This is a genomic window from Paucisalibacillus globulus, assembly GCF_900184735.1.
Classification (GTDB): Bacteria; Bacillota; Bacilli; order Bacillales; family Amphibacillaceae; genus Ornithinibacillus; species Ornithinibacillus globulus_B.
Genome location: NZ_LT855390.1, coordinates 15,438 through 28,614 on the forward strand (window position 1 = coordinate 15,438; position 13,177 = coordinate 28,614).

Below are 13,177 nucleotides of genomic sequence, written 5' to 3' on the forward strand. Positions count from 1 at the left end.
TTTACGAAGACGGATAGTCTAATCTAAATTATATTAAAAGTGAGGATTTACTATGATTGCAAAGACAAAAGAGGATATTAATGGTTTAAAAGAAATTGGCAAGATTTGTGGAGCGATTCGAGATGAATTAGTTCAAAATACAAAACCAGGAATTACCACAAAAGAACTTGATGAAATAGCTGCTACAATGTTTGAAAAAGCAGGTGCTCAATCAGCACCAAAAGGGGAATATGATTTTCCAGGCTATACATGTATTAGTGTGAATGAAGAAGTTGCACATGGGATTCCAGGGACTCTAATCATTCAGGAAGGAGACCTTGTTAATATTGATGTATCAGGTTCTAAAAATGGGTATTTCGCAGATACAGGCATCTCCTTTGTTGTAGGAAAAGGTGAAGATATTTTACAAAAAATATGTGATGTTGCTAAAGAAGCCTTTGATGCTGGACTAGAGAAAGTACAACCAGGTTCGAGAACAAGTGCTCTTGGGAAAGCTGTAGAAAATGTAGCGAAGAAGCATGGCTTAACTGTGATTAAAAATCTTACTGGACATGGCGTTGGCCGTTCTATCCATGAAGCACCAGATCATATCCTCAACTACTTCTCTCGCTGGGATGACGAAATCTTAGAAGAAGGTATGGTTATTGCGTTTGAGCCGTTTATTTCCACATTGGAAGAGGAAGTCTTTCTGTCTGAAGAAGATGGCTGGACCTATCTAACTGATGAAAGTGCTGTCGCTCAATATGAACACACAATCATTGTTACGAAGGAAGGACCGATTGTTACTACATTGTAAGAGAAAATAATAGTAATAGGGAATGGTGATTTTTTTTCACTTTAATGAAAAGCACGAAGAATGTTTTCAAATATATCTTCGTGCTCCCATTATATTTATTTAAGGAAAGGGATTAATTGTCCAGGATAACATAAACATCACGATTAAAAAGAATCCTAAATAAATACCTAAGCTTAGACCCCATAAGCCAAGGGACCTGCTATTTTTATTTATGGTTGAGATTATTCCAAAGGCCAAAGTAATACATAACCAAAGCGAGATGTTACTTCCTATTGGTACATTTAATCCCCATAATAGTGATAGGTTAAGAAACACCAAGGAAATAAGCCCCGTAATTATGCTTAACCAGCCCATCCACAGGAACACTCGTTGTTTTACCGTTGCCAATTCCATAATTTCACCTCACCAAGTTTTATATGACGTACTATTTCCGAATTCTTTAATTCCTCAATTTCACTCTTTGGCCCAGTGACCACCACACCATAAGTTTTAAATCCATTTTTCTCTATATAATCAATCCGTTCTTCTAATTCAAGGTTTTTATGGGGGGAGACTTCAACAGCTATGTCTTCATAAGGCTTGAGTTCTTTTAACATAGTTAGAAATGTTTCTTCATGTGAAACTGAATCTCGAAATGGAGACCAGTTTGTTTGGTCTGGCTGAACAGGATATCCGATTGGGGAGACAACGTCTCCATCCTTGCTTAGCATAGTTTCTTCTGTTCCTGTATAGATTGCTGCCCAAGTCAGATCTATATTGCTCATCGAATTTTCTACTTGATCAACTGAATATAAATCTGTTAAAGAGATATATGCCTCAACTACAGTTTCCTCTGGTAAACCGGAAAGCACACGCCACTCCTTTTCACTATTGAATTCTACTAGCTGTTTTGGATGTGCTAACCACTGGTTAGTTTCAGTCGGGTATTTAGGGTATATCTTATCTAAATGAGAATAAGTTCTATTTTTTACTAGGTCATTGAAAATAAACTGTAACTCATAATCTTTTGCTGGATAAAATTCATCACCAATCTGTTTGTGTTGTTCGAATGTTAAGTTCATGGAGAAAAGGGAAAAATTCATATCAAATTCCATTTCTTCTAAAGTAGTATTTGGTTCCGTAATATAGAGAGTTTTACTTGTGACATCCATCAAGGTAGTTGATTTAGTTCCAAATGCATAGTAGGCATACGTCATCATATAGCAGGTTGGAACGATTAATAGGAGTACGGTTAAGGTGGAAAGTATTAACCTCCATTTGGATGATTTAATTGCACGTTTTAGGGTTTGTGGCCCTTTTTTAGTTTGTTCTAACCCATCTTCTTTAGCTTTTTGGATTAATTTTTCATATGGATTCATTTGTTTCCTCCTTTGTTAATATTTCTCTCATCTTTTTTCTTCCCCGTGTTAAATGGCTTTTTAAAGTATTTAATTTTAGATTTAAGATATTTGCTGCTTGCTGATATGTACAATCGTGTAAGTCACAAAGTAGTATAGCTTGTTTCTCTATCGGTTTAATATGATCTAAGTATCGCAATAACTCCATGAACGAGTCTTTTTGAACCATAACATCTTCAGGATTGTTCCAATCAACCTGGTTAATTTCTTCGGACACTACATTCCTTTTTTCTTTTCTGATACGATCAACAAAAGTATGATAACCAACCTTAAATAGCCACGGCTTAATTTCCTTAATATCGTGTGTTAATAACATTAAGTGGGCTTTAGTAAAGGTTTCTTGAACCAAATCCTCTGCTTCAGAATGGTTTCGTGTTAAGGAGAATAAATAGCGATATAAGTCATGAAAGTACGTTAAGTATATTTGTTCAAGTTCCATCACTTCCCACCTTTCATTCTACCCACGTTTAACAACTCTAAAAAGTTGCAGAAACAGGCAAAAATCTTCAACGGTAATTTTCGATAGTTGATATAAATTATACTAGTAAACTAGTTTTATTTCATTTTGATGAAAAAACATCGGGAATCACTGATTTAAGACCTTTTTAAAGCATTCTTAATAAATCGTTAAGAATTAACTAAGAGTCTGTTTAGAAAGAGATTGTAATCTATATGTAGCGAAAGAAAAGGAGTTGTTGAAAGTGAAAAAACAATCACTTACAAACGTTAATAAACTAGGAAGATTACTATATCTCATTCTCATAATGGTCTTCTTTTTATCCATTATCACTCAGTTCTTTTTGGCAGGATTATCCATATTTGTAAACCCGGTTAATTGGGTAAAGCATACAACTTTTATCCATTTGTTTGGCTTTAACATCCCTGTAATCTTACTTTTACTCGCATATATTGGGAAGCTTCCTAGATGGGCATATTGGCATATTTTTGGTCTCTTAGTTGGGGTATTTGGAATGTACTTTACCGCCAATATTACTGCCATCTATTCTTGGGTGGGTGCCCTACATCCAATCATTGCCATCATATTATTTGGAATCTGCTATCAAGCAATTATGAAGACAACTAAATTGATTTTTAACAAACAGAAGGAGGAAAAGTAACATGAGAACATTTATCGCAATCATTGTTGGACTTATCGGAGGTTTTATCTTAGGAATTGCTTTATCAAGCATTATTGGGGTCACTGGAATTATGTTTTTGGATAAACCAATTGGGATTAAATATTTATCCTACTATACAGCAGTAACCTGTGCCATTGTTGTACCGATAATAGATTCTAAAAGAAGTGTATCGAGGTAAATTGTTTTAGTTTTCATTGGGACTGAAAGAAGGAGCTTATTTATAAGCTCTCTTTTTTTTGCCAAATGGATTATCCCTTCTGGAAAGCACGGATAATAAATTTACAATTGTAATCATTGAAAAATGTTATGATTAACCTAGATTATAATAAACGGAAAAAGTACTAACAATATGATGGCTTAAATTATGACCCGGGATGAAGGCGTATCATGATTATGCCAACTCATCCGTTTTACCCCTAAAAAACGATATCAATCTATCATTAAATACCGTCCAAACTTTTAAAACCCATATACCTCTATATCAATTAGCTACCAAGTAATTACTCCAGAATCTTAATCCGAATAAAAAATGAATACAATATTCCTCTAAAAGGGATAAATCTGCTTTATCTTAATTTAAGTCAATGTAAGGATGATGTTTAAAAGTAAATTAATATAAAGATGGAATGAGGAGGATGGAGATGAAGGCAATCATTTCAAGTAAATACGGGGGTCCTGAGACCTTGGAAATACAAGAAGTAGCAACACCAGAGCCTAAACCAGATGAAGTATTGGTAAAGGTTTGTGCAGCTTCTATTAATTTTGGAAATATCGTGTTACTAAGAGGAAAACCAGCGGTAGCAAGATTGGTGTACGGGCTTAGGAAACCAAAATACCCAATTCCAGGTGGCGACATCTCAGGAATAGTTGAGGCTGTAGGCAATAAAGTAACAGCGTTCAACATTGGTGATGAAGTATATGGAGACCTTTCCAGTAGTGGATGGGGTGCTTTTGCTGAGTATGTTACAGTTCCAGAAAAGGCAATCGCACATAAACCTAGTAATCTATCGTTTGAGGAAGCGGCGGCAGTACCAATGGCGGGAGTTTCGGCTTTACAAGCCATACGTAAGGTTGGAAAAGATATTGCTGGTCATAAGGTTCTAATTCAGGGGGCGTCAGGTGGGGTAGGTACGTTTGCACTCCAAATTGCTAAAAGCTATGGTGCCGAGGTAACAGCAGTGGTTAGTACGAGAAACGTTACGAATGCATACGAGCTTGGTGCTGACCATGTTATAGATTACAAAAAGGAGAAGCTAAACAGTCACGCTCAATTGTATGATCTCATCATTGGTGTAAATGGCTCCCACTCTATATCAACTTATAAACATATTTTGACCACTAATGGAATAGTTGTTTATATAGGAGGTTCAAACAGCCAACTATATGAAACGATGTTGTTTGGCCCACTGGTTTCGATTACAGGAAAGAAAAAAATCTATCCATTTATGCAACAAGCAAATCAACAAGATTTGGTGTTGATGAAAGAGTTGATAGAAGCGGGGAAAGTAAGGCCATTTATTGATAGAAGGTATTCATTACGTGAGGTTCCAGAAGCATTTACGTATTTTGAAGAAGGGCATTCTCAAGGAAAGGTTGTAATATCGATACCATAAAGGGGGATTGTGATGGAAAGTATTATTACGAGAAACTTTAAGGAAACACGTGAAGAGCTAATTAATCTGATCAAAGGATTAAATAATGAAGAACTTAACACTAAGGTCAGTGAAGAACGCTGGAGTATTGGTCAAATATGCCATCATTTAGCTTTAGTAGAATTAGCCACCGTGAAGGCGGTGAAGTGGGGGCTAAAAGAAGAGAAAGACACGAAGACAGATCCAAAAGATATTAGTGACATATTAAATCGGAATAGGAAATTTACAGCGCCTAAAGTGGTAGAACCTGGAGGGGGGCCATTTGAAGTTCTGGAAATAGTGGAGATATTAACTAACGCCAGGAAACAATTATTGAAGACTGTTGAAGATTTAGGAGATTCTAAAGCATTAACTGAAAAGTCAGTAGTCCACCCAGCTTTTGGACTACTACCTTTATTTCAATGGGTGGAAGCAGTTCCATTACATGAGAAGCGACATTTGGAACAAATAAAAGAAGTCCTCACAACGAACACTACCCCTTAGAATTAGTAATGAAATGTAAAGAAGGTACCAGTCCTGGATTGGTACCTTTTCATAATTTAATCCGTTTTATGGTAATTCCTTGTCATGTTAAACAATGATGTAACAAAGGAATAACCTGTGAATTGTGGGGTTAGGAATTTGCTTGATTCCATGAGACGGACTTTAACTGTATCTGGAGTATATGGAGGTGAGGCTTGTAGTAATAAGGCTACTATTCCGGAAACTATTCCAGTAGCCATCGATGTTCCTGTTAGTGTGAAATAGTGGGGACCAACTTTGTTTTGTGGCTGTTGAATAGTTGTTGTGGAGTTTGGCGATTGTAAGGATATAATGTTTGTCCCAGGTACAGCGATATCAGGCTTAATGAATCCATCTAATGTTGGTTTGCTACTCGTGTACTCACCAGGAGTATCATCTTGTTCGTGGATAGTATTCCTATCGTTTGTTGCACCAACCGTTAAGATAATAGGATCATATCCCGGAGTGTCAATCGTTCCGTTTGGGCCTGAATTTCCTGCAGCTGCCACTACAACAATACCGGCACGCCAGGCTTTTTCGCATGCAAGGGCGAGAGGATCATTGACATAGGAGGTGGTTGGTGGTGCTCCGAGAGAAAGATTAATTACACGAATTCCAAATCTAGAACGATTTTCTATTGACCAATTGATACCTGCAATAACATTCGATAACAGACCATTACCTTGACTATCTAGTACTTTTACTCCAACAACATTTGCTTCTGGAGCAATTCCACTGTAATTCCCACCCGAAGCAGAGCCATTTCCAGCTATAGCGCCTGCTACATGAGTTCCATGTCCATTGTCATCGTAAGGGGTAGTTCGGCTATTTACAAAATCTTGAAATCCAACAATTCGGTTTGTAGGATAGGTCAAATCATAGTGTGGAAAAATTCCTGTATCAATGACTGAAACGGTAATTCCTTTCCCTGTAAGACCATGGAATTGATTTGTATGTTTTGCACCAATGGTTGCTGTTGCCACATTAAGATTAGAGCGAACTGAGTAATCGGGACAAATATATTCTACATCACTGTGTTCCATGAGGTGCCGAATGGTTTTAGGGCAGAAACGGCCAGTAATCTGGTGTATCTCTCTTAAATGATAAGTTGGTTGATCAGTACGTTGTAACGGACATAGTTCTGAAACATGTGTAGCTTTACACTTATTATTTAAGACAATAACAACTCCCAGTTGATCATGATCATCCATTTCATTTAACATGGTCGTTATTTCCAAATTTGTTTTTTTCATCGATATACTATCTCCTTTATAATAACGAATTAGATAGAAAATAAGAAGACAACAAGGAGTAATCACTTGCTGTCTTTACTTTTTAAAACGTATAGGATTCTCCTGAAAATATAACTGGACCACTTACAATTGCATCTCCAAGCAGACCTTCTACTGCAACTGTAACAGAATACCCATGGTATCCAGGGGGGACATTCGTATCGACAACATGGAAAGATATATTTTGGTTTTGGTTCAGTGTAATAAGCACTTGTTGTCTCACCGTTGCAATAACCTCTGAATTATCTCGAATAACTCGAAAAATTAATGTAGGACTCAGTAGTGTTGCCTGAATACCGATAGTCGCATTTAGAAATACCCTGTTAGGATTGTTCGGTACAGCTATACCGAAAGCGGCAAGTCTAACAGGTGTGTCAGCTACATTGACACTAAAAGGGGAATTGCCATTTGAAGGCACACTAGAACCGACAGAAACAAGAGTGGCCATTTCATCACCTCCTCCCAATTAATCATTACAGAAAAGTAATGAAAGATATCGAATCAAAAAATACTTATTCGTACTTTTTTAATTCTGAGCGTAATAATTCAACTACTTCTGGCCGACTAAATTGTGGTGGTGGTAAAATACCATTTCGTAGCATTTCCCTAACCTTCGTACCAGAAAGATATAAATGAAATTCTGTATGATGGGGGCAAGTTTTAGAAGTGGCCATGTTTTCACAAATCCTACAATAAAAACTATGTTCAAATGGTAAGATTTTAATTTCAATTTCATTTGGATGAAAATTAGAAAAGATCTGCTGTGCCTCGTATGTTCCATAATAATTACCGACTCCTGCATGATCCCGACCCACTATGAAATGGGTGCAGCCATAATTTTGCCGGACAAGCGCATGGAAAACAGCTTCTCTTGGCCCAGCATAACGCATCGCAGCAGGAAATACCGATAGAAATACACGGTCTTTCGGATAATACTTGTTCAATAATACTTTATAGCTATTCATTCTGATAACTGCAGGAATATCATCGGACTTTGTTTCTCCTACTAAAGGATTGATAAATAAGCCATCGACGGTTTCTAAGGCTGTTTTTTGTATATATTCATGAGCTCGGTGGATAGGATTTCTTGTTTGAAAACCTACTACGGTTTTCCAATTATTATGATGAAATGTTTTTCTTGTTTCGAGTGGGGTTTTATAGTCATGAATAATTTCAGGGATTTTCGGTGGGGCTTTTACTAGTGTGATAGGGCCGGCTAAATAAATATTTGGACGTTCCATCATTTTTTTGATACCTGGATGATTGGAATCAGTAGTTGAATAAACAGCTTTAGCTTCTACAACCTTATTGACCTTGTAAATTTCTTCAAGCTGTATAATTCCGTAAATTTCGTTCTGATATTTTAGTTTAACGGTTTCTCCTATTTCAAGCGTATTTGCGATCACTTCAGGTACAGGAAGTGTAATGGGAATCGTCCACACCAACCCATTCGATAACCGCATCTTATCTAATACAGATAGATAATCCGTTTCTTTCATAAATCCGTTTAGTGGGCTATACGTACCATTAGCAATAAGTTCGAGATCGGAGAGGGCCATCGCGTCAATTTCAACCTCTTTATCTATATCTTTCGTATTTAAGTTTACATCTACTCTGTTTATAAGAAATCCACCATGAGGTTTTATAAGTGTCAAATCGAATCCACCTTTCAAATCTGGTTTAGTTTAACTTGTTTCAATAAAAATGAAACTAGTTTTTGAACAGATTGTTCTATTGAAAGTTCACTAGTATCTATCGTTATATCTGGATTTTTTGGTTCTTCGTAAGCTTGGTCAATTCCTGTGAACTCTTTGATTGCTCCTTTTCTCGCTTTATTATAAAGACCCTTTGGATCACGCTTTTCACATTCCTCAAGGGTACACTTCACGTATACCTCAATAAATTCATCAGAATTAAAAATAACTCTAGCATTTTGCCTATCTTCTTCAAATGGTGAAATTAGTGCCGCTATGACCACTAATCCTGCATCAACCAAAATTTTACCAATTTCTGCTGTTATTCTATTATTTTCTCTTCGATCCTCAACAGAAAATGATAGATTTTTATTGATGCCTTTCCTAAGATTATCTCCATCCAAAATATAAACACTTATTTCCCTATTCATTAATTCACGTTGAAGTCTATCTGCAATCGTAGATTTTCCAGATCCCGATAGACCTGTGAACCATAACATGACACTTTTATGCCCGTGTAACTTATTTCTGTCTTCCTTTGTAATGGTCGATCGTTGGTAAAAGATATTATCATCGCTATTATTGTCTGGCATATATATCATCCTTTATTTTTAGTTAATAGAAAATGCCTTAACTATTGAATAGTAAATTACTAATATAATGATCCATTCAAATCAAAGGTCATTTTTTCTCGGGTCCCTATACTTTATGTCGATATATAGTGTTTGTATATTGTAGTTGCCTTATATGACACCTATTTAGTCTAGTTATTTCAATCATTTTATATAGTCTTTTTGCTAAAATAAAAGATTTGCCTAAACCATTAAAATCAATGGAGCATAAGGTATGTAACAGAATGACACTAAAAAAAGATTAGGAGCTTTGTATATGAAAATAATGACAATTCTTGGAACAAGGCCGGAAATCATAAGGTTAAGCATCATTATTAAAAAACTAGATAAACTTGCTGATAAACATATACTCGTTCATACTGGCCAAAACTTCACCGAGAGTTTAAGTGATTTGTTTTTTAAGGAGTTAAAATTACGCAAACCGGATTTTATAATTCTTAACGAGCAGCATACGTTAGGAGAACAGTTATCCGCCATCTATAAAGGGTTAGAGCAGATTCTCTTGAAAGAGAAACCCGATAAAGTTCTTGTCCTAGGTGATACAAACAGTGGGTTAAGTTCAATTCTAGTAGAACGAATGGGTATTCCTGTCATTCATATGGAAGCTGGTAATCGGTGCTTTGATTTAGAGGTACCTGAAGAAAAAAACCGAAAAGTTATTGATGCAATCTCCAGCTTTAATCTCCCTTATACACCCCAAAGCAAAGAAAATCTATTAAAAGAAGGTATAGCCAGTCACCGCATTATTATTTCTGGAAATCCCATCAATGAGATTCTGCAATATTATAATGAAGAAATAGAAAAAAGCAGCATTCTTGAACAATTAGGACTAAATAAAGAAGAGTATTTTTTATTAACTGTACACCGTGCAGAGAATGTAGATCATGAATCCAGACTGAAGGAAATTCTGAAAGGTATCAATAACATAGCGGATTCCTATCAGAAACGAATTATTTGTAGTATCCACCCCAGAACAAAGTCGCGTATTGACCAGTCATCTTTTATGAATATGCATCCAAAAGTTGAATTCTACGACCCATTTGGCTTTTTTGATTTTGTTAAACTTGAGAAAAATGCATTATGTGTTTTAACAGACAGTGGAACAGTTCAAGAAGAATGTTGTTTATTTCATGTACCTACTGTTACTATCCGAAAAACTACGGAACGTCCTGAAACGGTAGAGTGTGGAAGTAATGTTGTTTCAGGTATCCATGCTAAACAAATGATAGATTGTGTTGATGTCATGCTTAACATGCCTACTACTTGGGAAATACCAGAGGGTTATCAATATAACAATGTTTCAGATCGAGTAATTAAAGTGATATTCGGAGGAATGGAAAATGTTTAAAAATAAAACTATTTTAGTTACAGGTGGAACTGGTTCTTGGGGATATGAATTAGTAAGACAATTACTGGAATTCAACCCAAAGAAAATTAGAATTTTTTCACGAAATGAATCCAATCAATTTACAATGAGACAAGAGTTTGATAATAATCCTCGATTGGATTTTATTATTGGCGACATTAGAGAAAAAGAAGAACTGTTAGACGCATGTCAAGGTGTTGATTATATTTTCCACTTAGCTGCACTAAAGCACGTGCCGGTATGTGAGAACCAGCCATTAGAGGCACTAAAGACAAATGTCAATGGAACACAACATGTTATTGATGCAGCTATCGCTTGTCATGTGAGTACCGTCGTATATATATCAACTGACAAGGCATCAAATCCATCCAATTTTTATGGGCTATCGAAAGCCATGGGTGAAAGGCTAATCATTCATGCCAATACATTGACTGAAGATACAAGGTTTGTATGTATCCGAGGTGGGAATGTTTTGGGAACAAACGGTAGTGTTATTCATGTGTTTAAAAAACAAATTCAAGATAAAGGGAAAATTGGTATAACAGACATGAATATGACTAGATTCTTTTTAACTTTAGAAGAGGCTATTAAACTAGTTTTTAAAGCTACACGTGAGAGTGTGGGTGGAGAAATTTTTGTGATGAAGATGCCAGCCTTCAAAATAATAGATTTAGCACATGTATTAATCGAGGAAACAGGAAAGGAAGATGTTGATATAGAAAACCTAGGGGTCAGACCTGGTGAAAAGATTCATGAACTATTACTTTCCGAGTATGAAAGCAAAAACACAATTGTCTATGATGAAGAGTATTTCGTTATATTGCCAGCCATTCATATTCAAGGGATTACCGAAAAATATGCTGATTATAAACCTGCTAATCTCATTAACTATAATTCAAGTAAAGAATTATTGAACAAGGAAGAGATTAGAGCAATGCTCAAGAAAGGTAGGTTTATATAATGAGGTTATTGATATTGGGTGGTGAAGGTATGGCAGGGCATATGTTGGTGTCATATTTTCAAAGCAAGAAAGAGTACACTGTTTATTACACATCCAGGAATCCTCAGAATCGGGATGCGATATATTTAGATGTGACCAATCAAGCTAGGCTTGAGGAAATAATAGAAGAGTTAGAGCCTGATATTATTATCAATTGTGTAGGTCTATTAAACCAAAAGGCAGAGGAGAATCCTCAATTAGCTTTTCAGATTAATAGTATTCTACCGCATCAGCTAGCAAAACTTGCAGATAGACATAATGGGAAGCTAATTCATATTAGTACAGATTGTGTATTTTCAGGTAGTAAAGGAAATTATACCGAGAGTGATTCACCTGATGGTACCTCCGTTTATGCTCACACCAAAAAAACTGGGGAGATAATCGATGGTAAACATTTAACTATTCGAACTTCCATTATTGGTCCCGAATTAAAAGAAGATGGAATTGGATTGTTCTTATGGTTTATGAAGCAGAGAGGCGAAATTAATGGATACGATAAAGTATTTTGGAATGGAGTGACAACCCTTGAACTCGCAAAGGCAGTTGAGAGTTTTATAAAAGCGGAGGTTAAGGGGCTTTATCATTTGGGAATGGAGGATAAGATTTCAAAGTACGAACTTTTAAAGTTGATGCAGGTTATCTTTCAGAAGGAAGACGTTACGATAATACCCTATTCCCAAGTTGTGATGGACCGGACAATTAAGAATACTAGAAAGGACTTTGTTTATCATCCTCCCAAATATGAAATTATGTTAACGGAACTTAGAGATTGGATGGATGACAATGAAGAGTCAGCCTAAGCTGTTAATTACCGGTGCTGCAGGATTTACAGGAAGGCATGCCTGTCAGTTTTTCGATAAAAATGGTTATGAGGTAATTGGTGTGGTCAGATCCCTCGATAATCATCTTGCCAATAAGTCAACAGTTCCTTGCAATTTGGTAAAAAAAGATGAAGTGTTTGACGTTGTCAAGCAAGTCAAACCAGATTATGTTCTTCATTTAGCTGCTAAAAATCACGTAGGTGCATCCTGGACAGATCCAGTCCAAACAGTCGAAACAAATGTATTATCAACCCTATATTTAGTAGAGGCCATACGGCACGTAAATCCAGACTGCACTATGATTACAGTAGGATCAGTTTTGCAATATGACCCACAAAATATCAATACCCTAACTCACCCCTATAGTCTCAGTAAAACACTTCAAAGTATCATCTCTCAAGCATGGGAATCCCTGTATAAAGTAAATATTATATCAGCTAAACCATCAAACCTTATTGGACCAGGACAATCAAATGGTATTTGTTCCATTCTAGCTAAAAAAGTGGCTGGAATGGAACAATTGAAAGAAGATAGCAAAATAGAAATCTCTAATTTAAAAGCTAGGAGGGACTTTCTAGATGTTAGAGATGCTGTGAGGGGATATGATTTTCTATTTAGATTCGGAAATAGTGGCGAAGAATATGAAATTGCTTCAGGCGTTACACATTCTTTAGAGGACGTTATTCATTTTCTCAGCCAACTATCAAAAGTTGAATTTACAGTCCGTGCACAAAGTAATGAGGTGAGCGATTACTACAAGGGAAACACTGAAAAAATTTCTCAACTTGGTTGGCGGCCCCAAATATCGTTTAATCAATCATTATCAGATATTCTTAACTATTACCGTAAATTACCTTAGAAGAAAGTAAAAATAACGCAAATAGGAG

At 36.1% G+C, this 13,177-nt stretch carries 15 protein-coding genes; 9 read left to right on the forward strand and 6 right to left on the reverse strand.

What is annotated here, in order from left to right:
* Positions 1-52: 52 nt before the first annotated feature.
* A complete protein-coding gene (gene map, locus BN999_RS09325; protein WP_096271119.1) occupies positions 53-796 on the forward strand; it encodes a type I methionyl aminopeptidase in 744 nt (247 codons plus the stop codon).
* A 374-nt stretch (positions 797-1,170) separates the two neighbouring features.
* Here map and BN999_RS09335 read toward each other — a convergent pair whose 3' ends face one another.
* Both BN999_RS09335 and BN999_RS09340 read right to left on the reverse strand, forming a co-directional pair.
* Complete coding sequence (locus BN999_RS09335; RefSeq protein WP_096271121.1) at positions 1,171-2,154, reverse strand: anti-sigma factor; 984 nt, start codon at positions 2,152-2,154, stop codon at positions 1,171-1,173.
* On the reverse strand, positions 2,141-2,632 hold the full coding sequence (locus BN999_RS09340; protein ID WP_096271122.1) for a sigma-70 family RNA polymerase sigma factor: 492 nt from the start codon (positions 2,630-2,632) through the stop codon (positions 2,141-2,143). Before BN999_RS09340 ends, BN999_RS09335 begins: the two co-directional genes overlap by 14 nt.
* A gap of 262 nt (positions 2,633-2,894) precedes the next feature.
* On the opposite strand from BN999_RS09340, the gene BN999_RS09345 reads away from it, so the two are divergent.
* The 4 genes from BN999_RS09345 (at position 2,895) to BN999_RS09360 (ending at position 5,467) form a co-directional block, all read left to right on the forward strand.
* Positions 2,895-3,311, forward strand: a complete 417-nt coding sequence (locus tag BN999_RS09345) for a DUF6220 domain-containing protein (RefSeq protein WP_096271123.1) — start codon at positions 2,895-2,897, stop codon at positions 3,309-3,311.
* 1 nt (position 3,312) lies between these two features.
* Entirely contained in the window at positions 3,313-3,510 is a 198-nt protein-coding gene (locus BN999_RS09350) for a DUF5957 family protein (protein ID WP_096271124.1), read from the forward strand.
* A gap of 463 nt (positions 3,511-3,973) precedes the next feature.
* On the forward strand, positions 3,974-4,945 hold the full coding sequence (locus BN999_RS09355; protein WP_096271125.1) for an NAD(P)-dependent alcohol dehydrogenase: 972 nt from the start codon (positions 3,974-3,976) through the stop codon (positions 4,943-4,945).
* Positions 4,946-4,957: 12 nt separating this feature from the next.
* Positions 4,958-5,467, forward strand: a complete 510-nt coding sequence (locus tag BN999_RS09360; protein WP_096271126.1) for a DinB family protein — start codon at positions 4,958-4,960, stop codon at positions 5,465-5,467.
* A gap of 56 nt (positions 5,468-5,523) precedes the next feature.
* Here the strand turns inward: BN999_RS09360 and BN999_RS09365 are convergent, their stop codons facing one another.
* The 4 genes from BN999_RS09365 to cysC form a co-directional block, all read right to left on the reverse strand.
* The gene (locus BN999_RS09365) at positions 5,524-6,738 is read right to left on the reverse strand and encodes a S8 family peptidase (protein ID WP_096271127.1); all 1,215 of its coding nucleotides are present in this window, start codon (positions 6,736-6,738) and stop codon (positions 5,524-5,526) included.
* Between the two features lie 82 nt (positions 6,739-6,820).
* On the reverse strand, positions 6,821-7,225 hold the full coding sequence (locus tag BN999_RS09370; protein WP_096271128.1) for a hypothetical protein: 405 nt from the start codon (positions 7,223-7,225) through the stop codon (positions 6,821-6,823).
* A 64-nt stretch (positions 7,226-7,289) separates the two neighbouring features.
* A complete protein-coding gene (gene sat / locus BN999_RS09375) occupies positions 7,290-8,432 on the reverse strand; it encodes a sulfate adenylyltransferase (RefSeq protein WP_096271129.1) in 1,143 nt (380 codons plus the stop codon).
* A gap of 14 nt (positions 8,433-8,446) precedes the next feature.
* The gene (gene cysC / locus BN999_RS09380; RefSeq protein WP_096271130.1) at positions 8,447-9,064 is read right to left on the reverse strand and encodes an adenylyl-sulfate kinase; all 618 of its coding nucleotides are present in this window, start codon (positions 9,062-9,064) and stop codon (positions 8,447-8,449) included.
* A 295-nt stretch (positions 9,065-9,359) separates the two neighbouring features.
* Here cysC and wecB point away from each other — a divergent pair, with 295 nt between their 5' ends.
* From wecB to BN999_RS09400, 4 genes are read left to right on the forward strand one after another with little or no spacing between them, the layout of a single operon-like run.
* Positions 9,360-10,451: a non-hydrolyzing UDP-N-acetylglucosamine 2-epimerase gene (gene wecB, locus BN999_RS09385; RefSeq protein WP_096271131.1), complete on the forward strand. Its 1,092-nt coding sequence runs from the start codon at positions 9,360-9,362 to the stop codon at positions 10,449-10,451.
* Entirely contained in the window at positions 10,444-11,430 is a 987-nt protein-coding gene (locus BN999_RS09390; RefSeq protein WP_096271132.1) for a polysaccharide biosynthesis protein, read from the forward strand. Before wecB ends, BN999_RS09390 begins: the two co-directional genes overlap by 8 nt.
* Positions 11,430-12,269, forward strand: coding sequence for a dTDP-4-dehydrorhamnose reductase family protein (locus tag BN999_RS09395; protein ID WP_096271133.1), 840 nt, complete (start codon positions 11,430-11,432; stop codon positions 12,267-12,269). The genes BN999_RS09390 and BN999_RS09395 overlap by 1 nt, the downstream gene beginning before the upstream one ends.
* Positions 12,253-13,149, forward strand: a complete 897-nt coding sequence (locus BN999_RS09400; protein ID WP_096271134.1) for an NAD-dependent epimerase/dehydratase family protein — start codon at positions 12,253-12,255, stop codon at positions 13,147-13,149. Before BN999_RS09395 ends, BN999_RS09400 begins: the two co-directional genes overlap by 17 nt.
* The last annotated feature ends 28 nt before the right edge of the window (positions 13,150-13,177 follow it).